Source organism: Novosphingobium sp. BL-S-19, from assembly GCF_055521675.1.
Genome location: NZ_CM145498.1, coordinates 2,404,562 through 2,428,450, shown reverse-complemented (window position 1 = coordinate 2,428,450; position 23,889 = coordinate 2,404,562). Strand labels below are relative to the sequence as shown.

Genomic DNA, 23,889 nt, shown 5'->3' with positions numbered 1-23,889 from the left:
TTCAGGTGATGCTACAGCGCTTCCGCGCCAGCAATGATTTCAACGAGTTCAGTAGTGATCGCGGCCTGGCGGCTGCGGTTGTACTGGATGGTCAGCTTTTTGATCAGGTCGCCCGCGTTGCGCGTCGCGTTGTCCATGGCGGTCATCGACGCACCCTGTTCGGACGCGGCGTTTTCCAGCAGGGCACCGAAGATCTGCGTGCGCAGATAGCGCGGCAGCAGCGCGGCGAGGATTTCTTCCTCTTCCGGCTCGTATTCGGTCACGGCATCGCCGGTAACGACCGCCTTGGGGGCGGGCACCGGGATGATCTGCTGGTCGGTCGGTTCCTGAAGCAGCGCCGAGCGGAACTTCGAATAGAACAGGTGCGCCACATCGAACTTGCCGGCCTCATACATGGCGACGAGTTCATCGGCGACGCGTTCGGCTTCGTTGAAGCCGGGATCGCGCACATCGGTGGTGTCGAACATGTGGGCGATCTGCTTCGGGAATTCGCGGCGCAGCGGCGCGCGACCCTTGCGGCCCACGAGGTAGAACAGGACGGTCTTGCCCTGTGCTTCCAGTTCCTTCGCCTTCAGGCGCGCGGCCTTGACGATGTTCGAGTTGAACGCGCCGCACAGACCCTTGTCCGAGTTCGCGACGACGAGCAGGTGCACCTTGTCGCTGCCGGTGCCGGCGAGCAGCTTGGGGCTGTTCTCGCTGACCGTGATCTTGCTGGCGAGCGAACCCATCACCTCGGCGAGACGCGCGGCGTAGGGACGCGCGGACTCCGCGGCGGCCTGCGCCTTGCGCAGCTTGGCCGCGGCGACCATCTGCTTGGCCTTGGTGATCTTCTGGGTCGACTTGACCGAGTTGATGCGGCCTTTGAGTTCCTTGAGCGAAGCCACTCAATTTTCTCCATTCGTCATCCCAGCGCAAGCTGGGATCTTGGGCAACCAAGCGGGGCCTGGCCGAGAGCGACCCCGGCTTTCGCCGGGGTGACGCAAATTAGGCGAACTGCTTTGCGAACGCGTCGAGCGCAGCCTTGGTCTTCGCCTTGGCTTCGTCACCGAAGTCCTTGGTCGAGCGGATCAGCGCGAGGACGTCGGCGTGCTTCTCGTGCATGAAGTCGAGCATTTCGGCTTCGTACTCGGTGACCTTCGAAACCGGCAGGGCGTCGAGGTAGCCGTTTGTGCCGGCGAAGATCGACACGGTCTGCTCTTCGAACGACAGCGGCGAGAACTGCTTCTGCTTGAGCAGCTCGGTCAGGCGCGCACCGCGGTTGAGGAGCTTCTGGGTCGAGGCGTCGAGGTCCGAACCGAACTGGGCGAATGCCGCCATTTCGCGGTACTGCGCCAGCTCCAGCTTGATCGAGCCGGCAACCTTCTTCATCGCCTTCGTCTGGGCCGAACCGCCGACACGCGACACCGACAGACCCACGTTGATGGCCGGACGGATGCCCTGGTAGAACAGGCCGGTTTCAAGGAAGATCTGGCCGTCGGTGATCGAGATCACGTTGGTCGGAATGTAGGCCGAGACGTCGCCAGCCTGCGTTTCGATGATCGGAAGCGCGGTGAGCGAGCCGTTGCCGTTCTCGTCGTTCATCTTCGCAGCGCGCTCAAGCAGGCGGCTGTGGAGATAGAACACGTCGCCCGGATAAGCTTCGCGGCCCGGAGGACGACGCAGCAGCAGCGACATCTGACGGTAGGCGACGGCCTGCTTCGAAAGGTCGTCGTACACGATCACGGCGTGCATCGCGTTGTCGCGGAAGAATTCGCCCATCGCGGCGCCGGTGTAGGGCGCGAGGTACTGCAGCGGAGCCGGTTCCGAAGCGGTTGCGGCGATGACGATGGAGTATTCCATCGCGCCGTTTTCTTCGAGCTGGCGCACGATCTGCGCAACGGTAGAGCGCTTCTGGCCGACGGCGACGTAGATGCAGTAGAGCTTCTTGGACTCGTCGTCGCCCTTGTTCGCTTCCTTCTGGTTGATGAAGGTGTCGATGGCGACTGCGGTCTTGCCGGTCTGGCGGTCACCGATGATCAGTTCGCGCTGGCCACGGCCGACGGGGACGAGGGCGTCGATCGCCTTCAGGCCGGTCTGCACGGGTTCGTGCACCGACTTGCGCGGGATGATGCCGGGAGCCTTGGCTTCGACGCGGGCGCGCTTTTCAGCAACGATCGGGCCCTTGCCGTCGATCGGGTTGCCAAGGGCGTCCACCACGCGGCCCAGCAGGCCCTTGCCGACGGGAACGTCGACGATGGTGTTGGTGCGCTTGACGCTGTCGCCTTCCTTGATCTCGGCGTCCGAGCCGAAGATCACGACGCCGACGTTGTCGGCTTCGAGGTTCAGGGCCATGCCCTGCACACCGTTGGAGAATTCGACCATTTCGCCGGCCTGGACCTTGTCGAGGCCGTGGATGCGGGCGATGCCGTCACCCACCGAGAGCACGGAACCGACTTCCGAAACCTGGGCTTCGGTGCCGAAATTGGCGATCTGGTCCTTGATGACCTTCGAGATTTCTGCGGCGCGGATGTCCATTGTGGTGCCTTTCTTAGCCCTTCATGGCCTGGGCGAGCGAATTGAGACGGGTGCGGATCGAGCTGTCGATGCGCTTGGAGCCGATGGTGACGACCAGGCCGCCGAGCAGATCGGCGTCGACATTGGTCTTCACGCTGATCTTGCGGCCTTCGCGCAGTTCCAGCTTCTGGCGCAGCTCTTCGACCTGAGCGTCGCCTAGCGGGTGCGCCGTGGTGACTTCGGCAGTCGCCTCGCCACGCTGGGCGGCGGCGATCGCAACGAAGGCACGAATGATCTCGGGCAGCGCGGAAAGGCGGCGATTGGCCGCCAGCACACCGACGAAGTTCTTCGTCAGGGCGGAGAGGCCAAGCACGTCGGCAACAGCCTCCATGGCCGCACCGGCCGCCTTGCGGCTGATTTCGGGGTTGCGAATCAGGTCGGCGAGGTCGCCGTTTTCCTTGATCGCAGCGCCGATACGGTCGAGGTCGCCCTCGACGTTCGTTACGACGCCGTTCTCGCTGGCAAGGTCAAACAGCGCCGAAGCGTAGCGCCCTTGCAAGCTGGCTTTGATGCCGCCGGAATTCTCCACGCGTGTCCTATCCTTACATCGGGTGGGCTGAGGCACTTGGGTACACGAATATAACGTGCCCCCCGGCCCGCAGACGGGGCGCGCATAGCGACGATAGTGTTACTATGCAAGGTGCGGGAGGACGCTTGGGGACAATGCCCAAAAAAGCGGTTTGAAAGCAAGGTGCGGGAAGCGGGGGCGGTTCAGGTGCTGCAGAACTTCGGGCGAAGCGTGGCAGGAGTGTGGCAGTGTCTTTTCGAATCGTTGGCCTGGATGCGGGCCCTTTCGCCCACTATTTCTTCATGAGTGACGCGGAACTGAGGCATTCCGGTGCCCGGTTGCTTACCGCCGATGCCCATCCGGGCTACCCTTGCCGGGTCAGTCTGGAGGATGCGCGGGAAGGGGAGCGGGTTTTGCTGGTCAATTTCACCAGCCACGACGTGGCCAATCCCTACCGAACCGCACATGCGATATATGTTCGCGAGGGCGCGGCGCGCGCCGAACCGGCGGTCGATCGGCTGCCGCCGGTGTTCGCCGGGCGCACGATGTCGCTGCGTGGATTCGATGACGAGGGCATGATGGTCCGCGCGGTGCTTGCGGGGCCCGATGACGTGGAGGAGGGCATCGCCGGGCTCTTTGCCGAGCAGCGCGTCGCTTGCATTCACGCGCACAATGCCGCCTATGGCTGCTTCGCGGCCCGGATCGAGAGAGTGGGAGACGCGCTGTGAATATGAACATGACTCTGATGAGTGCGCATATGGACCGCACCCCCGTCGACGACGATCGCGCCTGGCAGGCGGTGCTTGCGCGGGACAAGGCTTTCGACGGGCGCTTCGTTACCGGGGTGCTCTCGACCGGCATCTACTGCCGCCCGTCCTGTTCGGCGCGCCATCCCAAGCGGGAGAACGTGCGCTTCTTTGCTGAGGCTGGCGAGGCGGAGCATGCGGGCCTGCGCGCCTGCCTGCGCTGCAGGCCCAACGAAGTCTCCCGCGACGAAGAGGCCGTGACCCGCGCGCTGGCGATGCTGGACGAGGTGGCCGATGTCGCGCCGGGGCTTTCCGAACTGGCGGAGGCGGTCGGCTACAGCCCCACGCATTTCCAGCGCGTGTTCAAGCGGGCGGTGGGGCTTTCGCCGGCCGAATATGCCCGCGCCCGCCGCTTCGACCGCGCCGGGGAGGCGCTGAGCGGCGGTGCAAGTGTGACCGAGGCCATCTACGAAGCCGGTTTCGGTGCCGCCTCGCGCTTCTATGAGGGCAGCGACGGGCGGATGGGCATGGTGCCTTCGGCCTGGCGTGGCGGCGGGGCAGGGGTGGCGATCCACTGGTCCGTGGTGCCGACCACGCTGGGGCCGATGCTGGTCGCCGCTACCGACAAGGGTGTGTGCCGCCTGTCGTTCGGCGAGGGGCGCGAGGAACTGGCCGAGCGCTTCCCCAAGGCCGAACTGGTCGAAGGCGGGGACGACTTTGCCCGGATCGCAAGGGATGTCGTTGCCGAAGTCGAGCAGCCGGGCCAATCGCGGGCGATCCCTCTCGACGTGCAAGGCACCGCGTTCCAGCAGGCGGTCTGGCGCGAGTTGCAGCGCATTCCGGCCGGTGAGACGCGCACTTACGCGCAGATCGCCGCAGCCGTCGGCAAGCCCGGCGCCGTTCGCGCTGCCGGATCTGCCAATGGCGCCAACAATGTCGCCGTGCTGATCCCATGTCACCGGGTGATCCGGTCGGATGGATCGATCGGTGGCTATGCCTATGGCGAGGCGATCAAACGCGAACTGCTGCGGCGCGAGAACGCTCAAACGAAGCTGTAGGGATCGACGTCGATATGCACGCGCACGCCGCGCGGGAACTGGAGCGGTTCCAGCCACTCGCGCAGCACCCTCTGAAGTTCCGCCGAGCGCTTCGCATTGATTAATAAGCGAAACCGGTGACGCCCCCGCAGCAGTGACAGCGGCGCGGGGGCGGGCCCCAGCACCAGCATGTCCGGTAAGTTGGGCGCCGTACCGCCGATGGCGCGGGCGGCGGCTTGCGCTTCGGCCTGATCCTCCGAGGAGACGATGATCGCCGCCCAGCGCCCGAATGGCGGGGCGTTGGCATCGCGCCGCGCCTCGATTTCGGCGGCGTAGAAGGCGTCGCGATCGCCGGCTGCCAGCGCGGCGATTACCGAGGCTTCGGGATGGCGTGTCTGGATCAGCACTTCGCCCGGCTTTTCGCCGCGACCCGCGCGCCCGGCAACCTGCGCGACCTGCTGATAGGTCCGTTCCGCCGCGCGCAAGTCTCCACCCTCAAGGCCCAGATCGGCATCGACCACGCCTACCAGCGTCAGTTCGGGGAAGTGGTATCCCTTGGTGACGAGCTGGGTGCCGACGATCACGTCGATGGCCTTGTTCTCCGCTTTGGCGACGAAGTCGTTCATCACCTCTGCCGTGTTCATCGTGTCCGAGGTAACCAGCGCCACGCGCGCTTCGGGCAGGATTTCCGCCACTTCGTCGGCAATACGCTCCACGCCGGGGCCGCAGGCGACAAGGCAGTCGCCGGTGCCGCATTCCGGGCAAGCCTCGGGCACCGGCACTTCGTGGCCACAATGATGGCAGGCAAGGCGCTTGGAAAAGCGGTGCTCCACCAGCCAGGCCGTGCAGTTCGGGCATTGGAAGCGGTAGCCACAGTGGCGGCATAGCGTTAGCGGTGCGTAGCCCCGGCGGTTGAGGAACAGCAGCGACTGTTCGCCGCGTGCGAGGCGGGCCTTCATTTCCTCGACAAGACGTGGGGCCAGCCACTTGCCGCGTTCGGGGGCTTCCTTGCGCAAGTCCACGATCTGGATGTCGGGCAATTGCGCGCCGCCGAAGCGGGCGGGGAGGTCGATCTTCCGGTACACCCCGGCCTCTGCCAGTTGCATCGTCTCCAGCGCCGGGGTGGCGCTGGCGAGGATGACCGGAAACGCCTCGAACTTGGCGCGCATTACCGCCACGTCGCGGGCGTTGTAGCGCACGCCGTCGTCCTGCTTGAACGAGATTTCGTGCGCCTCGTCTACCACGATCAGGCCGAGATTGGCGTAAGGCAGGAACAGCGCCGAGCGTGCACCTACGATGACCTGAGCGTCACCTAGAACGATAGAGCGCCACGCGCGGCGCCGCTCGCTGGACTTGAGCGAGGAGTGCCAGAGGATCGGCGGCACCCCGAAGCGATGTTCGAAGCGGCGCAGGAAGTTTTCGGTGAGCGCGATCTCCGGCAGCAGCACCAGCACCTGCCGATTCAGCCGCAGCGCTTCGGCCACGGCTTCGAAGTAGGTTTCGGTCTTGCCCGATCCGGTTACGCCGTCGAGCAGGAAGGGCGCGAACTTGTGCGTCTGCACCGCTTCCACGAAAACGTCCGCTGCCGCCTGCTGGCCTTCCGACAGTTGCGGTTCCGCGAACTTGGGATTGGCGCGTGGGTACGGGCGGTCCAGATCGACCACCACCGGCTCCAGCAGTCCTGCGCCGACCATGCCGCGCAGCACGCCTTCGGAGACCGAGGCCAGTTCCGCCAGTTCCTTGATCGAGGCCTGCTCACCCTGCAAGGCATCCAGTGCGGCGGCGCGCTGCGGCGTGAGGCGGGCCGGTTCCTCGCCGGTCAGCCGGTACTCCGTGGTCGTTCCGCCGCCGCGCAGCGCCGCCATCGATCCCAGCGACATGCGGGCCACCGAAGCCAGCGAGGCGCAGTAATAGTCCGCCGTCCACTCTATCAATCGCCGCAGACGCTCGGGGATAGGGGGCACCGGCAGCACTTCCAGAATCGGTCTGAGTTTGCTTTCAGGCACTTCCTGCGCGCTCAGGCGTTCTGCTTCCCACACGATCCCCAGAACCTGACGGGGGCCGAGCGGCGCGATCACCACGGATCCGTATTCGACCTGCTTACCCTCGGGCACGCGGTAGTCGAGCACGCCCAGCGCGGCATTGAAGACAAGGATTCGAATGCGTTTCATCTGAAATGCATATAGGCATCGAGGTAAGGGCACGTGAAGGAGATGATGATGGTGAATTGGGGATCGCCTGAATCCGTCGGGCAGCAGGACGACTATATGATGGCCCGCCGCACCGTTCTGGGCGGCCTGGTGGCCGTGGGGGCGCTGGTGCTTTCCGGCTGTGCCACAAGCGGGATCGGCAGCGCGCTTACGGGCGGCAGCGCCAGCGATGCGGAGCCGGTGCGCCGCCTGATGCGCTTTTCCTCCGAACGCGCCTTCACCTGGCTGGTACAACCCGATGGCTTCTGGACCAGCCCGGTCGCGCGCATTCCGCTGCCGGTGCTGTTCACGCGCACGGGCAAGACCAGCTCCGCCAGCCTGCGCGATCCCAAGTTCAAGCTGGAGCTTCAGCACCAGCTCAACACCATCGCCGGCAAGAGCGCCGGCGCGGCGGCGCCCCTGGTGGCGCAGGCCACCAAGCAGGTCCCCATTCCCGATCCCGCCAGCGTGCTGCGTGGTGGCCGCACCGAGGCGACGACGCTGCTGCGCAAGTCGATGGGCCCGGCGCTGGTCAATGCGATGATGCCGCAGATCGAAGCGGCCATGCAGCAGACCACCGATCCCACGCTGTCCAAGGCGATCGCCTCGCTGAACGGCGTAACCGTTACCGATGCCGCGCATGCGCTGGCGCTCGAAGCAGACAATTCAATCTGGTACGAGATCGGTTCGGCAGAGGCCTCCATCCGGCAGGATCCTTCGCAGACCAACGATCCCTTGCTGATGGGCGTATTCAAGGCTGCCTGAGGTTCGGGCGGGGTATCCAGAAAGGCCGTGCTTGCCTATAGGGGCGCCAGATTCGCCCCGGGCAGGTGCTTCCCGGTGGCGATAGCCATTACAGGAACCCCGCCATGAAGTTCTTCGTCGACACCGCCGACACCGCCGAAATCGCTGAGCTTGCCGCCACCGGCCTGCTCGACGGCGTGACCACCAACCCCTCGCTGATCGCCAAGTCCGGCCGTGACTTCATCGAAGTGACCAAGGAAATTTGCGGCCTCACCGATGGTCCGGTCAGCGCCGAAGTCGTCGCGCTCGACCACGCCGGCATGATGCGTGAGGCCGAAATCCTCCGCAAGATCGCCGATAACGTCTGCATCAAGGTGCCGCTGACCTTTGACGGCCTGAAGACCTGCAAGGCGCTGACCAGCGACGGCACCATGGTGAACGTCACGCTGTGCTTCTCGGCCAACCAGGCGCTGCTCGCCGCCAAGGCCGGCGCTTCGTTCATCTCGCCCTTCGTCGGCCGTCATGACGACAATGGCTTCGATGGCATGGACCTGATCCGCGACATCCGCCTGATCTATGACAACTACGCGTTCGAGACCGAGATCCTCGCCGCCTCGATCCGCCACCCCGTCCACGTGCTGGAATGCGCGCGCATCGGTGCGGACGTTGCGACGATGCCGCCGGCGGTCATCAAGAACCTGGTCAAGCATGTGCTGACCGACAAGGGCATCGAAGGCTTTATGGCCGACTGGGCCAAGACCGGCCAGTCGCTCTAAGGTTTTAGCCCACCCCCAGCCCCTCCCGCCTGCGGGAGAGGAGTTTCAGCGCCACGCTGAGACGTGGCGCAACCAAGCCCTTCCGCAAGCGGGAGGGCCGCGAGACTTGCCGGCGTGCCGGCTAGTCGCAGCGGGGTGGGCCAGCACAATGCCAGATATCCAAACGCCGGAAGCGCATCGCGCCTCCGGCGTTTTGCCGTTAGTGTGCAATGCAGCGTCTTGCGCCTGCGCGGCTATACCGCCATTGAGCGGTCATGTCCGATGAAACACCTGTCGACCGCTTCAAGTTTGCGCTGACCGGCGCCGCGCGCGCCATCGCCCACGATGCCGAAGTAGAGGTCAACTGGACCGCCGATGCCCCCAGCGCGACCGGCGGCACGTTCCGCATTCCGATGCCGGGCCGCTCCGTGCCCCGCGCCGCCGCCATGCAGGCGCGCGGCTATGCCGACAGTTTCGCGCTGAAGCTGCGCCACCACAACGAGGCGCTGCACCGCCGCAATGCCCCGTCCGAACCCTCCGCCCGTGCCTGTTATGACGCGGTGGAGATGGTCCGTTACGAGGCGCTGGGCGCCAATGCCTATGCCGGCATGCGCGACAATCTCGACGCCTCGCTGGAAGCACGCATCGCCAGCGACCCGATCGCGCGCGCCGATGCGCCGGACAAGGTGCCGGTGCCTACCGCACTCGCACTGCTGCTGCGCGAGCGTCTGACCGGCCAACCCGTGCCCGATGTGGCGCACGAAGGCGTGCAAATGGTCCGCCGCTGGATCGAATCGAAGGCGGGTGACGACTTCGATGCGCTCGCCGGATTGCTGGAGGACCAAAAGGCTTTCCAGAAGCTCTCGCTCGACATGCTCGCGCACCTCGAAATGACGCAGGCCGATGAAGTCGACCTGCCGCCCGAAGACGCCGACGAAATGGACGGCGATGAGCAGACCGAGGAAGACGAGACCGGCGACGAAAGCGGGCGTGAGGAGCAGCCTGCCGAAGCCGCCGCCGAACCCTCGAAGGGCGAAGACGAGGGCGAGAGCGAGGCCGAGGGCGAAAACCCCGACGATATGGATGAGGGCCAGGACGGCGAAGAGGGCGAGGAGGGCATGTTGCCCGTGCGCCCGAACCGCCCGTGGACCGACATTCCTGACAGCTTCGACTACAAGGTTTTCACCGAGGCTTACGACGAAGTGATCGGCGCCGCCGACCTTTGCGACGATGAGGAATTGACCCGCCTGCGCGCCTATCTGGATGCGCAGTTGAAGGGGCTTCAGGGCGTCGTCACGCGCCTTGCCAACCGCCTGCAGCGCCGTCTGATGGCGCAGCAGAACCGCTCGTGGGATTTCGATCAGGAAGAAGGCATGCTCGATGCCGCGCGGCTGGCCCGCGTGGTCGTCTCGCCCGGCCAGTCGCTGTCCTACAAGATCGAGCGCGATGTCGAGTTCAAAGACACCGTCGTCACGCTGCTGCTGGACAATTCCGGATCCATGCGCGGGCGGCCGATCTCGATCGCGGCGATCAGCGCGGATGTGCTGGCGCGCACGCTGGAGCGCTGCGGCGTGAAGGTGGAAATCCTTGGCTTCACCACCCGCGCGTGGAAGGGCGGGCAGAGCCGTGAGGCATGGCTGGCCGGCGGCCGCACCGCGCATCCGGGGCGCCTGAACGACTTGCGCCACATCGTCTACAAGAAGGCCGACGAGCCCTGGCGCCGCGCGCGCAAGAACCTTGGCCTGATGATGCGCGAAGGCCTGCTGAAAGAGAACATCGACGGCGAGGCGCTGCTCTGGGCGCACAACCGCATGCTCGCCCGGCAGGAAGATCGCCGCATCCTGATGGTGATCTCCGACGGCGCGCCGGTGGACGATTCGACCCTGTCGGTGAACTCGGCCGGTTATCTTGAGGCGCACCTCCGCCGCGTGATCGAATGGATCGAGGCGAAGAGCCCGGTACAGCTTGTCGCCATCGGCATCGGCCATGACGTCACGCGCTATTACCGCCGCGCCGTCACCATCATGGATGCCGAACAGCTTGGCGGCACGATGATCGAGCAGTTGGCGGGACTCTTTGAAGAGGAATGATTTTTCTACCGGGCGGTATTGAATAAGTGCCGCCCGCTCCCAAGTTCGGCGGCGGTTTGCAAACTGCCGCCAACGAAGGGAAATTCATGAACGTTACCGATGCCGTCCTCAGCCGCCGTTCGATCCGCGCATTCAGCGACGAGCCGGTGAGCCTCGACGTGCTGCGCCGCGTGCTCGACAAGGCACGCATGGCGCCCTCGGGCTGCAACTTCCAGCCGTGGGAAGCGACCGTACTGACCGGCGAACCGTTGAAGGCGCTTCAGGACAAGATGCTGGCCAGCCAGCCGCAAGATCCTGAGGAATACAACTGGTCCGCGCCGATGCAGTCCCCCCGCCACGCCGCGCGGCTGCAGGAACTGGGCGGCTTCATGTACGGCGCCATGGGCATCGAGCGTGACGACAGCGAAGGCCGCAAGGCGTTCATGCACCAGAACGTCACCTCGTTCGGCGCGCCGGCACTGCTGGTCTGCTATTTCGAGCGTTTCATGGGATCGCCGCAGTGGTCGGACGTGGGCATGTGGCTGCAGACGATCATGCTGCTGCTGCGCGAGGAAGGGCTCGATTCCTGCCCGCAGGAATGGATGGGCCTCTATGCCCGCCTGATCAAGGAGCACATCGGCGTGTCGGACGAAACGCACCTGCTGTTCTGCGGCCTGTCCATCGGCAAGCGCCTCGACGCGCCGGTAAACGCCTTCGACCGCCCGCGCGTGGCGCTGGACGAACAGGTGAAGTTCCTCGGTTTCGAATGACGGTAATGCCGGGCGTGGCTTGACTGCGCCCGGCTCCTGCCTAATTGCCCTGCGTCATGACCGAGACGCAAAGCCTGACGCTGTTCAACAGCCTGACCCGCCAGCTGGAGCCGTTCCAGCCCGTCCACGCCGGTGAGGCGCGGGTCTATACGTGCGGGCCGACGGTCTACAACTACCCCCACATCGGCAACATGCGCGCCTATGTCTTTGCAGACATTCTGGGCCGGACGCTCAGCCATGCGGGCTACAAGCTCACCCACGTCATCAACATCACCGATGTCGGCCACCTGACCGACGATGCCGACGCGGGCGAGGACAAGATGGAGAAGATGGCGCGGCAGCAGGCCCAGTCGATCTGGGACATCGCCGCGCATTACACGCAGGCCTATTGGGCCGATATCAAGGCGCTGAACATCCGTCAGCCGGCCAAGTGGTCGATCGCGACGGATTACGTTCCGCAGATGATCGAATTTGCCGAAAAGATCGCGCCAAGGCACTGCTACGAACTGGAAAGCGGCCTTTACTTCGACGTTTCTACCGTTGCCGACTACGGCCGCCTCGCGCGTGCCGTTACCGATGAGGGTGAGGGACGGATCGAGGCCGTAGAGGGCAAGCGCAATGCCGCCGACTTCGCGATCTGGCGCAAGACGCCAGAGGGCGAGAAACGCCAGATGGAATGGGATTCGCCGTGGGGCAGGGGCGCTCCCGGCTGGCATCTCGAATGCTCGGTGATGTCGGGCGACCTGCTCGGCTTCCCGTTCGACATTCACACCGGCGGCATCGACCACCGCGAGATCCACCACCCCAACGAGATCGCGCAGAACCAGGCGTTCTGCTGCAAGCCCGAAGACACTTGCGGTCTCGACGTGCCTGCAAATTCGGGTGCCAACGTGTGGATGCACAACAATTTCCTCGTCGAGCGTTCCGGCAAGATGAGCAAGTCGTCGGGCGAGTTCCTGCGGCTGCAACTGCTGATCGACAAGGGCTACCACCCGCTCGGTTACCGCATGATGTGCCTTCAGGCGCATTACCGGTCGGAGCTTGAGTTCTCATGGGAGGGCCTTGCCGCCGCGCTCGTGCGTCTGAAGCGCATGATCATGGTGGTGGAGCGTCTGGGCGATGTGGAAGCTGGCGATCCCAGCCATCCGAAGCTCGCGCCGATGCTCGAAACGTTCGAGAAGGCGATTGGGGACGATCTCAACACCGCCGTCGCACTGACGGCGCTGGAAGATGTGCTGGCCGCCAAGAAGGTGGACCCTGCGGTCAAGCGTGCCGTCGTCGAGCGCATGGATGCGGTTCTCGGCCTAGACCTTTTCGGCACCGGCCGCGCCGATCTGCGCATCCGGCCCAAGGCCGCCGAGATCACCGAGGCCGAGATCGAAGACGTGCTCGTCCGCCGCAAGGCCGCGCGTGCGGAGAAGGACTTCGCCACGTCCGACGCGCTGCGCGACGAACTCGCGGCGAAGGGCGTGGAGGCGATGGACGGCGATCCGCTCGGCTGGGAATGGAAGCTGGGCTGAGCGTTTTACCGCCGGGGAACGACCGTCAGTTTATAGGGCATGTAGAGCAGGACTTCCGAGAGTCCTGAGCGTGCCCATTCCACTGGCCGATTGAGGCCTTCGATCTCCACGCCGTAGCCATCGCCAAGGCGCGCCGCCATGGCCTTGGCATCGGCGGCGATGGCATCGGCGATCTGGCCGCGATACTGGTCCGGCGCGACGACCGACAGCGAGAGGTCGTCGCTCTCGCTCATCAGGGCGCGGCCCACCGGCTTCACCGATTTGACGAATGCGGTGATCGCTGCTTGTGCACCTTGTGCGTCCGTCGATCCCGTCAGCGGCACTTTCACAAGGAAGCTGGTGCGCTGGCTATCTGGCCGCGAATCGTTGCGGAGCGACAGTTCGCGATAGTTCTGCACGGTTAGCGGTTGCAGCGTGCGTTCGCCGTAAGCCAATTGCACGCCGGCGCGCGGGGCGGCAGCGATGGCGCCGCGGATCATGTCGTAGATTTCGCTTTCCCGCTGCGCCTTGTCGCGGCTGTCGCCGGATACGGTGACTTCCACCACGGCGAAGTCGGCTTTGCGGCGCAGGCCCACGGCGGGCATGTCTGCCGAATAGTCATCCGCATCGCGCCGCATGGCGGTGACGACCACTTCCTGCGATCCTTCGTCCTGCGCCATTGCGCCGACAGGGACGATCGACCCCAGAAACGCAACCGCGAATGCCCATTCCCGTCTTGCCATGCCCGCTCCCCCTGCCAATTTCAGCCTTGATCAAGTTGTTACCTTGCCCCGGAGCCTGTCAATGACCATCGCCCTCATAAATGCCCAGTCCCGCGCGCTGCTGGAAGGCAAGTTGCCGGATGGTGTGGAGGCGCTGTGGTGGGAGGGTGAGGAAGACCTCATCGCCAAGGCGCCGCGGGCCGATCTGGCATGGCTGGATCCGGTACGGCCGCCGCTCGCGGCCGAGGCGATTGCCCGCATGGAGAAGCTGCGCTGGTATATTGCGATGTCATCCGGCGTGGACTGGCTGCCGCTCGATCTGTTTCGCGAGCGCGGCGTCACGCTCACCAACGGGGCAGGCATCCATGCGCAGAGCGTGGCCGAATATGCGGTGATGGGGATGCTGACGACGGCCAAGGGCTGGCGCCAGGTGGTGCGCGCGCAGGATCGCCATGAATGGCTGGCCGAACCGCCGGGGAAGGCGGAACTGCTCGATTCGAAAGTGCTGGTGCTGGGTGCCGGGGAAATTGGCGGGCGGATCGCAGAAATCCTGCGGGTGTTCGGGGCTGACGTGATCGTTGCCCGTCGGCGTGCCGGTGCTGGCGAACTCGGCCCGGACGAATGGCGCGGCGCGCTGGGGCGCTTCGATTGGGTGATCCTGATCGTCCCTTCGACCCCCGAAACTTATCGCATGTTCGGATCGGCGGAGCTTGCGGCAATGAAGCCGGGCGCAGTGCTGCTCAACTTCGCGCGTGGCACGGTGATCGATCAGGACGCGCTGCTGGCAGCCATCGATTCGGGCCATCTCGGCGGCGCATTCCTGGACGTTACCGATCCGGAGCCGCTTCCCGCCGACCACCCCCTCTGGTCGCGCGAGAACGTGCATGTCTCGATGCATTTGTCCGGCCGGGCGCAGGATGCGCTGTTTCAGCGGGGGGCGGCGCGGTTTCTGGACAATCTGGGCCGATTCGTGCGCGGTGAATCGCTCGCGCACGTGGTCGACCTGTCTCGGGGTTATTGAACCTAGCTTTCGTCGAGCAGCAGCAGTTCCACTTCCACGATCATATGCGGCGGCGGCCCGGTTTCGTGCCCGACCGAGGCAATCGTGGCGTCGGCGACCAATTGGCCGGGCACCGTGAATTCGTGATCGGGCAGGGCGGCGATCAGCGCTTCGGCACTGTCCACCGCCACTTGCCCGGTGAATTCCAGCGCGATGGTGTGGCGCGATCCCGAAAAGGTCGCGCTGCTCCACGGACGTTCAGCATGATGGCGGAATTCGGCGTGGTGCCCCGCCAGCGTCAGGACTTCCGACAGTAGCGCCAGCCAGGGGCCCCGTGCGCGCCTTTCGGAACCGAAGGCCTGCCGCGCGGCGGCGCGGGCGGTGTCGAGCGGCGATGTGGTCTGGGCAGCATCAGCGTGCATGGCGGGCCTCCAGATAGCTGGTCATGAAGTTTTCTATGCGCGCTTCGGTGCCCGCACGCGGCACGCGGCCATTGCGCAAGTCGCCCACGAAGCGAGGGTCATGGGCAGCGAGTCGGCCGAACTTCGTGCAGGGCATGTGCGTGATTCTCAGGAAATTTTCGATGTGGCGCAGGAGCATTTTCCGGGTGTCCTCCTAACGGGGTGGGGCTTTTGTTCGCCAAATGTTCCAACTGAAATCCTACTTGTCTAGGAAATTTCCTTCACGTAGGATTACATTGTGGAAAGCCCAGACGCCCGTGCCCGCCTGCTGGAACTCGCCGATGGGCGGGGAGTAAGCCTGTCCGCCTTGTCCCGCATGATCGGCAAGAATGCGAGTTATCTCCAACAGTTCATCCGAAAAGGCAGCCCTCGGAAGCTGGAGGAGGCCGATCGCGGTGCCTTGGCCCGATTCTTCGGCGTGGAGGAAAGCGAGCTCGGCAAGGTAAAGGAAAAATACCGCGCCGAGAACATTCGAGGCGAGGGCGGCTGGATGGATGTTCCGCGCCTTGCAGTTGGGGCCTCCGCCGGCCCGGGCGCTCATGCCGGGGTGGAGGAAGTTTTCGGAACGCTGCGATTCTCAGACCGTTGGCTGCGGTCGATGGGGCTGCGGCCCGATACGCTTTCGGCAATCACCGTGACGGGCGATTCGATGGAGCCGACACTGCGCCATGGCGACGAGATCCTAGTCGACAGCAATTGGCAGCCGCTGCGTGAAGGCATTCACGTTGTGCGGCTGGACGATGCGGTGCTGGTAAAGCGGGTTGGGGTGCTGGGGGCGGAGCGGATTGCGCTCATCAGCGACAATCCCGCCTATCGCCCGATCGAGTGCGGGCTGGACGAAGTGGCGGTGATCGGGCGCGTCGTGTGGAAGGGCGGCCGGATCTAGGGGCGCATCCAGAGGCGTTGCATTCGGGCCGGCTTGCCGCCATTTCCGCAGGCATGACCGATACTGCCGACGACCGCCCGATGCGCGTGGGGATCATTCCCGTCACGCCCCTTCAGCAGAACTGCACGCTTCTGTGGTGCACCAAGACGATGCGCGGGGCCTTCGTGGATCCGGGCGGGGATCTGCCCAAGCTGCGGCAGGCGCTGGAAAAGACCGGGGTGACGCTGGAGAAGATTCTCGTCACCCACGGGCACCTCGATCACTGCGGCATGGCCGGCGTCTTCGCCAAGGAAATGGGCGTGCCGATCGAGGGGCCACAGGAGGAAGACCGCTTCTGGATCGCCCAGCTCAACGATGATGGCCCGCGCTGGAATATGGAAGCGCACACGTTCGAGCCTGATCGCTGGTTGGAAAATGGCGACAAGGTGACGGTGGGTGAGCTGGAGCTGGATGTTGTCCACTGCCCGGGGCACACGCCGGGGCACGTGATCTTCCACCACGCGCCCAGCAAGTTCGCCATGGTGGGCGACGTGCTGTTCAACGGCGGCATCGGCCGCTGGGATTTCCCGCGCGGCAATCTGGAGGATCTGGTGAACTCGATCACCCAGGGCCTCTGGCCGCTGGGCGATGATGTGACTTTCGTGCCCGGGCATGGCCCGATCAGCACTTTCGGCGATGAGCGCCGGAGCAATCCTTTTGTCGGCGACGCTGCGCTGGAGCGCGGCCTGCCGGCCTGAAGCAGGATGGCACCGGCCGAAACGCCGGTGCCCCCATACCTATAAGAGAATCAGAATCGCCCCAGCGCGATCAGCACGGCCACGACGGCGAGGCCCAGCAGCGTCAGTACGGTGATGGCCACGCCTGCCATGCGCAGCGGGTGGGGGCGGTCCGAATCCATCCCGAAGGCGTGCAGCACGCGTCCCAGCATGAAAATCGACCCGACGATGGCGAGCCAGGCACCGGCCTTGGCGGTCATCTCGATCGCGGCGACCAGGATCAGCACGAAAGGCGTGCTCTCCACGAAATTGAGCTGCGCGCGCATCCGGCGGCTCAGCAGGACGTCGCCGCCATCGCCGTGAAGCACCTTTGCCCTGGTGCGCACTTGCCCGATACGTACTATATGCCAGAAGGTGATGACGGCGGCCGCGGCTGCCAGGCACAATGTCGTCTGAAGAATCATGCGGGGTTTCTCTCCGATCCCGGGAACTTGAATGTTCTGCGTTCATGCGACGGGGAGGAACGGGTTGCAACTCGTCAGAAATCGGTTATAGGCGCGCCTTCGCAAGCCGCCGGTCCGGGTAATGACGGTCTCGGCGGCGTTTTTGACATTCATTTATTCCAGGAACAGGTGCCGAAATGGCTGTCCCTAAGAGAAAGACCACCCCTTCCCGCCGTGGCATGCGCCGCAGCCATGACGCGCTGAAGGTCGAGGCTTTCCACGAATGCCCGAACTGTGGCGAGCTGAAGCGTCCGCACAACCTCTGCAACGCTTGCGGCCACTACAACGGTCGTGAGATCGTCGCGGTCGAAGTCTAAGACCACGAACGAGTCTCGGAGAGTGCCATGAGTCTGCCGCGTATCGCGATCGATGCGATGGGCGGCGACGAGGGCGTGCGCGTCATGATTGAAGGCGCTGCGCTCGCGCGCCGTCGTCATGAACGTTTCAAGTTCCTGTTGGTGGGGGATGAAGCGCGGATCAAAACCGCGCTGGAAAATCATCCCAACCTCAGGGCCAGCTCCGAGATCCTCCATACGGAGGGCGTTATCAGTGGCGAGGATAAGCCCAGCCAGGCGTTGCGCCGGGCCAAGGGTACCTCGATGGGACGCGCTATCGAGGCGGTGAAGGCAGGTGATGCCGGCGCCGCCGTCAGTGCCGGCAATACTGGCGCGTTGATGGCGATTTCCAAGCTGGCGTTGCGCACGATGCCCGGCATCGACCGGCCTGCATTGGCTGCGTTGCTGCCCACGCTGGGCGACAACGACATCGTGATGCTCGACCTTGGCGCCAATGCCGAGTGCGATGCCCGCAACCTTGTGCAGTTCGCGATCATGGGCGCTGCCTATGCCCGCGTCGCCACGGGGCGCGAGCAGCCGCGCGTGCGTCTACTGAATATCGGTTCCGAAGAGACCAAGGGCACCGACATGCTGCGCGATGCTGCATCGATGCTCAAGGCGGCTGCTGGCGATCTGTCGATGTCCTTCGACGGATTTACCGAGGCCGACAAGCTGGGAAGCGGCGACATGGATGTCGTCGTTACCGATGGTTTCTCGGGCAATGTCGCCCTGAAGGCAGTGGAAGGCACGGCGCGTTTCGTGGCGGACCTGTTGCGGCGTGGCTTTTCCAGTTCGTTGCGTTCGAAGATCGGGTTCCTGATCTCGAAACCCGCGACCGAACTGCTGAAGCACCATCTCGATCCCAATAATCATAATGGCGCGGTTTTCCTGGGTCTGAACGGTATCGTCGTGAAAAGCCATGGCAGCGCGAATGCTGCCGGCGTCGCGAATGCCGTGGCGGTTACCGCGCGGCTCCTGGAGGAAAACGTGACCGAGCGGATCTCCGCTGACCTTGCCCGCATGGGCGGTGCCTCCTTGCGCAAGCCGCGCGTCCAGGAAGAGAGCGCCTGATGCGCCGTTCGGTCATCGTCGGCACGGGTTCAGCCCTGCCGCGCCGCGCGGTCAGCAACGCCGAACTCGCGGAAAAGGTCGATACGAGCGACGAGTGGATCGTCGAGCGTACCGGGATTTCCAACCGTCACATCGCCGCTGAAGACGAAACCACCTCCAGCCTGGCCACCGATGCAGCCCGCAAGGCGATCGAAGCGGCCGGCATGGATGCTTCCGCGATCGACCTGATCGTACTGGCGACTGCGACGCCGGACCAGACGTTTCCGGCTACCGCGACTTTGGTTCAGGCCAATCTCGGTTGCCGCGGCGGTATCGCTTTCGACGTTGCGGCAGTCTGCTCGGGCTTTCTCTATGCCGTGGGCGTAGCCGATTCGATGCTGCGTTCGGGCATGGCCCAGCGCGCGCTGGTGATCGGATCCGAAACCTTCAGCCGCATTCTCGACTGGGAAGACCGCACGACCTGCGTGCTGTTCGGTGATGGCGCCGGCGCCATCGTGCTGGAAGCGCAGGAGCAGGACGGCACTGAAGAGCGTGGCGTTCTGGCCACCCGCCTCCATGCAGACGGCGCGCATAACCAGTTGCTCTACGTCGATGGCGGTCCTTCGACCACCGGCACCGTGGGCAAGCTGCGCATGAAGGGCCGCGAAGTATTCCGCCACGCCGTGGTGAATCTGGCTGAAGTGCTTGAAGAAGTGCTCGCTGAAACCGGCCATTCTTCGCAGGATATCGACTGGCTGGTGCCGCATCAGGCCAATGCCCGGATCCTGGATGCTACTGCGAAGAAGCTGAACATGCCGGCTGAAAAGGTCGTGAAGACCGTTGGCCAGCATGCGAATACTTCCGCCGCTTCGGTCCCGCTAGCCCTTGATCAGGCCGTGCGTGACGGGCGAATCAAGCAGGGCGATCTGGTCGTGCTGGAAGCCATGGGCGGCGGCTTTACATGGGGCGCCAGCCTGGTCCGCATGTAAATTTGCGCGGCGCTTTACACTATCGCGGCGTTTACTGCCTCGAGCATTGCTTTTCCCTCATTTTTTCATATTATCGTCATGGGGGTTAGGGCTCGAAGGGGATGCGGTTTTGATGCGCTCCACAGAAACACTGACGAGAGCGGAGATCGCCGAAGCCATTCACCGGCGGCTGGGCCTTTCTCGGTCCGAGTCGCTCGGGATGGTTGAAGCCATTCTTCAGCATATGTCGGAAGCACTTACCGAGGGGGAGAACGTGAAGATCTCCGGCTTCGGTACTTTCCTGTTGCGAGACAAGGGCGAGCGTGTGGGACGCAACCCGAAGACGGGGGTGGAAGTGCCCATTACCCCGCGCCGGGTCATGACATTCCGCGCCAGCCAGATGCTCAAGGATCGCATCGCGGAATTGTGATTCAGGCCGCTCCCGCGGGGCGGCAACGCCCAAAGGAGCCAGTTTGATGTCCGGCAGCACGGGGAAAACCCGTTCAATCGCCCATTTCGACGATGGAAAGGACGCGCAGGCGCTCCGCACCATCGGCGAAGTCACCAAGGCGCTTGGCGTCCGGCAGCATGTTCTGCGCTATTGGGAAGAGCAGTTTCCCGCGCTTCAGCCGATCAAACGCGCTGGTGGCCGGCGTTATTACCGTCCCGAAGACATTGCGCTGATTGCGGAAATCGACCGTCTCGTTCACCGCGAGGGCTATACGCTGCGCGGCGCGCGTCAGGCGATCGAGGCGCAAGCCGATACGCCCGCGATGCCGGCGGTGGAACCGACCGAACCCGCTTCGCCCGTGCAATCCGCGCCGGCGGCGGCTTTCGGCAGCGAGATGATCGATCGTTTGCGCGCCATCCGCGCGCATCTGGCAGAGGCACTTCAGGCCGCTTGATGGTCGCAGTCTGGAGCGGTTTCTAATCAAGCCGACGCAGTCGGATCGGAAGCTGCTCCCGCCTGTCCGACCTTGTTTCACGTTTCGATTTGCGGGCCCAGTTCGGGGTCCAGATCGCGCGGGCGGGTGAGGTGAACGAGCCGTCCGCAGCCGTCCGTAAGCTCGCTCCACGATTCGATGTTCAGTTCGATCACCGCGAAGGCGGCGGTGGGGAATTTCTCCTCCACCACGTCGCGCATCGGGCTCGATCCGTCATCAGGCACGAGGTCGAAGATCACATCTTCCAGCCCCGGATTGTGGCCTACCAGCATGATCGTACGCGGATCGCCCTTCTGTTCGCGCAGCACGTCGATCAGCGTCGCGGAACTGGCGAGATAGAGGCGGCGATCCCAGGTGATCGGGGGCGATTCGCCGGCTGCTTCTTCCGCCAGTTCGATGGTCTGCGCCGCGCGCACCGCGGGGGAGGCCAGGATGCGGTTCCACTTCACTTTGTGATCGCGGATATGCAAGCCCATCAGCGCCGCGCCCTTGCGCCCGCGCTTGTTCAGCGGGCGGTCGAAGTCGCGCAGGCGCGCATCGTTCCAGTCGGACTTGGCGTGCCTGAAAATGCCGAGAGTCTTCATGCGGATGATGCGCTCACATTGGGGGGCGGACGGGATCGCCGTCCTTCACGGTTTCCCCTGAAACACTTGCCGCCACGCGATGCAAGGCCTCCTCCAGCGAAATGCGACGCACCGGGGTCCCTTGCGGGAACGCGCTGAGCAGGCGGGAAGGGAAGGCGGAGGACAATACGACGAAATGCCCGTGGTCGTCGCGGCTGCGGATCAACCGGCCGAAGGCCTGCGCCAGTTTGGCGCGGATCAGGCTGTCGTCATAGGCGGAGCCACCGCCGGCAACGCGCCGCGCGCGGTGCAGAATTGTCGGTCGCGGCCATGGCACTTGCTCCATGACGACAAGACGCAGCGAATGGCCGGGCACGTCCACACCGTCCCGCAAGGCGTCGGTGCCGAGTAGTGAGGCCTTGGGATCGTCGCGGAAGATGTCGACCAGCGTGCCGGTGTCGATCGGATCGACGTGCTGCGCATAAAGCGGCAGGCCCCCGCGCGCCAAGCGATCGGCGATGCGGCCATGGACCGCGCGCAGGCGGCGGATCGCGGTGAACAGGCCCAGCACCCCGCCGCCCGAGGCCTCGATCAGTCGGCCGTAAGCGCCGGCGAGCGCGGGAATATCGCCGCGCGGCACGTCGTTGACGATCAACACTTCGGCCTGCGCGGCATAGTCGAACGGGCTCAGATGCTCGGAAAGCTTGGGTGCGACGTCGATATAGGGCGTGCCGGAGCGCTTGATCGCCTGATCCCATGTGTCGCCGTCGCGCAAGGTGGCGGAAGTCATCACGACACCATGCGCGGGTTCCAGCACCACGCTGGCAAAGGGCTTCATCGGGTCCAGCCAATGGCGATGGATGCCGGTATCATATTCGCGCGCTTCGGAGCGTTCGAGGGCCAGCCAGTCGACATATTCGGGATCGGCCGGCCCGGCGAGACGGGCGAGCAGGGCTTCCCATGCCGCCAGCAGGTCGATTCGCCAGCTTAGCGAATGGCGCGCGCCTTCGATGCGGGCGCGGCCGGGGCCGTCCAGCCAGTCAGGCCCGTCTTCCAGCAGCGCCTCCAGCCTGAGGCTAAGGCGCATGAGGGGCTGGCGCAGTTCCGCCAGCGATTCTCGCGCGGCCTCGGATGCTTCCACAAAAGCGCCGTCGAGGCCGGCTGCTTCGGTTTCCAGGCCATAGCCGGCTTCCTGGCCGCCGCTTTCGTCGCGGGCGTAGACGGTGGCGCGTACGGCGGCGAACAGCTCCTCAAGCGGGCCGGACGGGGCGCCATCGACGATGCGCTGCATCCAGCTGTCGCCGGGCAGCGCTTCGGCGGCGGCGACGGCGGCGGTGATCGCCTTGGCGCCCGCCTCGTCATAGCTGGCGACATCGGCAAGACGCGCTGAAAGTCCACGACGGCGGCCGCGCGCGTTCTTTTCCGGGCCGATTACCCAGCGACGCAGTTCGATCGCCTCCGCGCCGGTAAGCGCGGCGGCGAAGGTCGAATCGGCGGCATCGAAAACGTGATGGCCTTCGTCGAACACCACGCGGGTAGGGCGCGATGCCTGATCGCGCCCGCGTGCGGCGTTGATCATCACCAGCGCATGGTTGCCGATCACCAGATCGGCTCCGACGCTGGCCCGCGTGGCCCGTTCGATGAAGCACTTCCGAAAATGCGGGCAGCCGGCATAGACGCATTCGCCGCGTCGGTCGGTGAGGGCGGTGATGCCGCGCTGGCGGAACAGCGTGCCCAGCCAGCCCGGCAAGTCGCCGCCGATCATGTCGCCGTCCTGCGAGTACGCGGCCCAGCGCGCCACCAGTTGCGCCATGATTGCAGCGCGCCCGGCAAAACCGCCTTGCAGCGCGTCTTCAAGGTTCAGCAGGCAGAGGTAGTTCTCACGCCCCTTGCGCACCACCACGGGCTGGCTGCCGTCCGGGCGGTACTCCGGCCAGGCGCGGCGGCTTTCCTTGCGGAGCTGGCGTTGCAGCGCCTTGGTATAAGTCGAAACCCAGACGGTTCCGCCCGATTGTTCGGCCCAGAGCGAGGCGGGGGCCAGATAGCCCAGCGTCTTGCCGATGCCGGTGCCGGCCTGCGCCAGCACCACATGCGGGCGTCCGCGCGCCTCACGCGGGGCGAAGGCTTCGGACGCCTCCACCGCATAGGCGCGCTGGCTCTGGCGCTGTTCGGCATTGCTTCCGGTCAGCTGCGCAAGGCGTTGCAGCACTTCGGCGGGCTGGAGCGTGACTTGGCGGGGCTGAGGGGCTTCCGGGCTTTCCTCCCATTCGGGAAGCCGCGTGAACAGCCAGCGTTCGGCCTGCTGCGGCTTGGCGATGCGGCCGCTGAGCAGCGTGGACCATGGCCAGCGCATGCGGACCAACGATTGCAGCCCGGTCCATGCGCCTTCGCGTTCGGCCCAGTTGGGGCTTTCGCAAGTTTCCAGCAGCGCGCCGGCCGCTTCCTGCAGCAGGCGCGGCACGTCGGCGTCGCCGCTCGGCTCTTCGAGACCCAGCGCGTGGGCCAGGCCCTTGGGCGTCGGCACCACGAAGCGCGCGGGATGGATGAAGGCGAAGAGTTCCAGCAGATCCAGCCCGGACAAGTCGGGATAGCCAAGGCGCGTCGCCACCAGCGGGGCATTCAGGATCAGCAGCGGCGTATCGGCAGCCGCCGTGACGGATTCCCCTTTCGACACCGGGCGAGTCGCGCCCGAGCCTTCCCGAAGCCAGGAACCGGCATGGCTGGCGTGAAGCGCAGGAAGGGGGAGGGCGACCATCGTCCCGTCTTAGGCGCGGTGGGCAGCGAGGGGAACCGTGCGGCGGCAGGTTTCGTCAGAATCCATTCGCTTCATCGTAAAATGCATCAAGATATATTTTTACCTCTTGCGAAGTC

The 23,889-nt window shown here is 64.9% G+C and carries 25 protein-coding genes; 15 read left to right on the top strand and 10 right to left on the bottom strand.

Translation table 11 applies throughout. The features are described 5' to 3' along the window. Positions 1-11 precede the first annotated feature (11 nt). The 3 genes from ACZ1JV_RS19620 to ACZ1JV_RS19610 form a co-directional block, all read right to left on the bottom strand. Positions 12-884 (bottom strand): F0F1 ATP synthase subunit gamma, encoded by an 873-nt coding sequence (locus ACZ1JV_RS19620; protein WP_465135419.1) that lies wholly within the window; start codon positions 882-884, stop codon positions 12-14. A gap of 100 nt (positions 885-984) precedes the next feature. After that, a complete protein-coding gene (gene atpA, locus ACZ1JV_RS19615) occupies positions 985-2,514 on the bottom strand; it encodes a F0F1 ATP synthase subunit alpha (RefSeq protein WP_465135418.1) in 1,530 nt (509 codons plus the stop codon). 13 nt (positions 2,515-2,527) lie between these two features. After that, complete coding sequence (locus ACZ1JV_RS19610) at positions 2,528-3,082, bottom strand: F0F1 ATP synthase subunit delta (RefSeq protein WP_465150154.1); 555 nt, start codon at positions 3,080-3,082, stop codon at positions 2,528-2,530. A 227-nt stretch (positions 3,083-3,309) separates the two neighbouring features. Between ACZ1JV_RS19610 and ACZ1JV_RS19605 the strand changes: the two genes are divergently transcribed. Both ACZ1JV_RS19605 and ada read left to right on the top strand, forming a co-directional pair. Beyond that, the gene (locus ACZ1JV_RS19605; RefSeq protein ID WP_465150153.1) at positions 3,310-3,789 is read left to right on the top strand and encodes a DUF1203 domain-containing protein; all 480 of its coding nucleotides are present in this window, start codon (positions 3,310-3,312) and stop codon (positions 3,787-3,789) included. Between the two features lie 8 nt (positions 3,790-3,797). Then, positions 3,798-4,865 carry a bifunctional DNA-binding transcriptional regulator/O6-methylguanine-DNA methyltransferase Ada gene (gene ada / locus ACZ1JV_RS19600; protein WP_465152611.1) on the top strand — a complete coding sequence of 356 codons (1,068 nt, stop codon included), beginning with the start codon at positions 3,798-3,800 and terminating at the stop codon, positions 4,863-4,865. Here the strand turns inward: ada and ACZ1JV_RS19595 are convergent. Then, a complete protein-coding gene (locus ACZ1JV_RS19595; protein ID WP_465150152.1) occupies positions 4,850-7,015 on the bottom strand; it encodes a primosomal protein N' in 2,166 nt (721 codons plus the stop codon). The genes ada and ACZ1JV_RS19595 overlap by 16 nt on opposite strands. A gap of 42 nt (positions 7,016-7,057) precedes the next feature. Between ACZ1JV_RS19595 and ACZ1JV_RS19590 the strand changes: the two genes are divergently transcribed. The 5 genes from ACZ1JV_RS19590 (at position 7,058) to cysS (ending at position 12,891) form a co-directional block, all read left to right on the top strand. Continuing rightward, positions 7,058-7,798: a DUF4197 domain-containing protein gene (locus ACZ1JV_RS19590; protein WP_465152610.1), complete on the top strand. Its 741-nt coding sequence runs from the start codon at positions 7,058-7,060 to the stop codon at positions 7,796-7,798. 104 nt (positions 7,799-7,902) lie between these two features. Beyond that, the gene (gene fsa, locus ACZ1JV_RS19585; protein WP_142633328.1) at positions 7,903-8,553 is read left to right on the top strand and encodes a fructose-6-phosphate aldolase; all 651 of its coding nucleotides are present in this window, start codon (positions 7,903-7,905) and stop codon (positions 8,551-8,553) included. Positions 8,554-8,807: 254 nt separating this feature from the next. After that, positions 8,808-10,622 (top strand): cobaltochelatase subunit CobT, encoded by a 1,815-nt coding sequence (gene cobT / locus ACZ1JV_RS19580; protein ID WP_465135414.1) that lies wholly within the window; start codon positions 8,808-8,810, stop codon positions 10,620-10,622. A gap of 86 nt (positions 10,623-10,708) precedes the next feature. Next, complete coding sequence (locus tag ACZ1JV_RS19575) at positions 10,709-11,371, top strand: nitroreductase (RefSeq protein ID WP_465150151.1); 663 nt, start codon at positions 10,709-10,711, stop codon at positions 11,369-11,371. A 56-nt stretch (positions 11,372-11,427) separates the two neighbouring features. Next, a complete protein-coding gene (gene cysS, locus ACZ1JV_RS19570; protein WP_465150150.1) occupies positions 11,428-12,891 on the top strand; it encodes a cysteine--tRNA ligase in 1,464 nt (487 codons plus the stop codon). A gap of 5 nt (positions 12,892-12,896) precedes the next feature. On the opposite strand, the gene ACZ1JV_RS19565 is transcribed toward cysS, so the two are convergent. Further along, positions 12,897-13,613 carry a TonB-dependent receptor gene (locus ACZ1JV_RS19565; RefSeq protein ID WP_465150149.1) on the bottom strand — a complete coding sequence of 239 codons (717 nt, stop codon included), beginning with the start codon at positions 13,611-13,613 and terminating at the stop codon, positions 12,897-12,899. Positions 13,614-13,674: 61 nt separating this feature from the next. Between ACZ1JV_RS19565 and ACZ1JV_RS19560 the strand changes: the two genes are divergently transcribed. Continuing rightward, positions 13,675-14,613 (top strand): D-2-hydroxyacid dehydrogenase, encoded by a 939-nt coding sequence (locus ACZ1JV_RS19560; protein ID WP_465150148.1) that lies wholly within the window; start codon positions 13,675-13,677, stop codon positions 14,611-14,613. Between the two features lie 2 nt (positions 14,614-14,615). On the opposite strand, the gene ACZ1JV_RS19555 is transcribed toward ACZ1JV_RS19560, so the two are convergent. Together ACZ1JV_RS19555 and ACZ1JV_RS19550 are read right to left on the bottom strand one after the other, a co-directional pair. Next, on the bottom strand, positions 14,616-15,014 hold the full coding sequence (locus ACZ1JV_RS19555; protein WP_465135409.1) for a hypothetical protein: 399 nt from the start codon (positions 15,012-15,014) through the stop codon (positions 14,616-14,618). Further along, complete coding sequence (locus ACZ1JV_RS19550) at positions 15,004-15,192, bottom strand: hypothetical protein (protein ID WP_465135408.1); 189 nt, start codon at positions 15,190-15,192, stop codon at positions 15,004-15,006. The genes ACZ1JV_RS19555 and ACZ1JV_RS19550 overlap by 11 nt, the downstream gene beginning before the upstream one ends. 99 nt (positions 15,193-15,291) lie before the next feature. Between ACZ1JV_RS19550 and ACZ1JV_RS19545 the strand changes: the two genes are divergently transcribed. Both ACZ1JV_RS19545 and ACZ1JV_RS19540 read left to right on the top strand, forming a co-directional pair. Continuing rightward, positions 15,292-15,939, top strand: a complete 648-nt coding sequence (locus ACZ1JV_RS19545; RefSeq protein ID WP_465150147.1) for a S24 family peptidase — start codon at positions 15,292-15,294, stop codon at positions 15,937-15,939. Between the two features lie 53 nt (positions 15,940-15,992). Further along, a complete protein-coding gene (locus tag ACZ1JV_RS19540) occupies positions 15,993-16,676 on the top strand; it encodes an MBL fold metallo-hydrolase (protein WP_465135406.1) in 684 nt (227 codons plus the stop codon). A gap of 50 nt (positions 16,677-16,726) precedes the next feature. Here ACZ1JV_RS19540 and ACZ1JV_RS19535 read toward each other — a convergent pair whose 3' ends face one another. Beyond that, entirely contained in the window at positions 16,727-17,119 is a 393-nt protein-coding gene (locus ACZ1JV_RS19535; RefSeq protein WP_465150146.1) for an MAPEG family protein, read from the bottom strand. A 176-nt stretch (positions 17,120-17,295) separates the two neighbouring features. Here ACZ1JV_RS19535 and rpmF point away from each other — a divergent pair, with 176 nt between their 5' ends. From rpmF to ACZ1JV_RS19510, 5 genes are all read left to right on the top strand, one after another. Further along, on the top strand, positions 17,296-17,475 hold the full coding sequence (gene rpmF / locus ACZ1JV_RS19530) for a 50S ribosomal protein L32 (RefSeq protein WP_031342399.1): 180 nt from the start codon (positions 17,296-17,298) through the stop codon (positions 17,473-17,475). Between the two features lie 27 nt (positions 17,476-17,502). After that, entirely contained in the window at positions 17,503-18,564 is a 1,062-nt protein-coding gene (gene plsX, locus ACZ1JV_RS19525) for a phosphate acyltransferase PlsX (RefSeq protein WP_395333566.1), read from the top strand. Further along, the gene (locus tag ACZ1JV_RS19520) at positions 18,564-19,532 is read left to right on the top strand and encodes a beta-ketoacyl-ACP synthase III (RefSeq protein WP_465150145.1); all 969 of its coding nucleotides are present in this window, start codon (positions 18,564-18,566) and stop codon (positions 19,530-19,532) included. Before plsX ends, ACZ1JV_RS19520 begins: the two co-directional genes overlap by 1 nt. Positions 19,533-19,644: 112 nt before the next feature. Further along, positions 19,645-19,941 carry an integration host factor subunit alpha gene (locus ACZ1JV_RS19515; protein WP_395333562.1) on the top strand — a complete coding sequence of 99 codons (297 nt, stop codon included), beginning with the start codon at positions 19,645-19,647 and terminating at the stop codon, positions 19,939-19,941. Between the two features lie 46 nt (positions 19,942-19,987). Beyond that, positions 19,988-20,416 carry a MerR family transcriptional regulator gene (locus tag ACZ1JV_RS19510; RefSeq protein WP_465135403.1) on the top strand — a complete coding sequence of 143 codons (429 nt, stop codon included), beginning with the start codon at positions 19,988-19,990 and terminating at the stop codon, positions 20,414-20,416. Between the two features lie 77 nt (positions 20,417-20,493). Here the strand turns inward: ACZ1JV_RS19510 and ACZ1JV_RS19505 are convergent, their stop codons facing one another. Together ACZ1JV_RS19505 and ACZ1JV_RS19500 are read right to left on the bottom strand one after the other, a co-directional pair. After that, positions 20,494-21,039, bottom strand: a complete 546-nt coding sequence (locus ACZ1JV_RS19505) for a SixA phosphatase family protein (RefSeq protein ID WP_465135402.1) — start codon at positions 21,037-21,039, stop codon at positions 20,494-20,496. A 13-nt stretch (positions 21,040-21,052) separates the two neighbouring features. After that, positions 21,053-23,773, bottom strand: a complete 2,721-nt coding sequence (locus tag ACZ1JV_RS19500; protein ID WP_465150144.1) for an ATP-dependent DNA helicase — start codon at positions 23,771-23,773, stop codon at positions 21,053-21,055. Between the last annotated feature and the right edge of the window lie 116 nt (positions 23,774-23,889).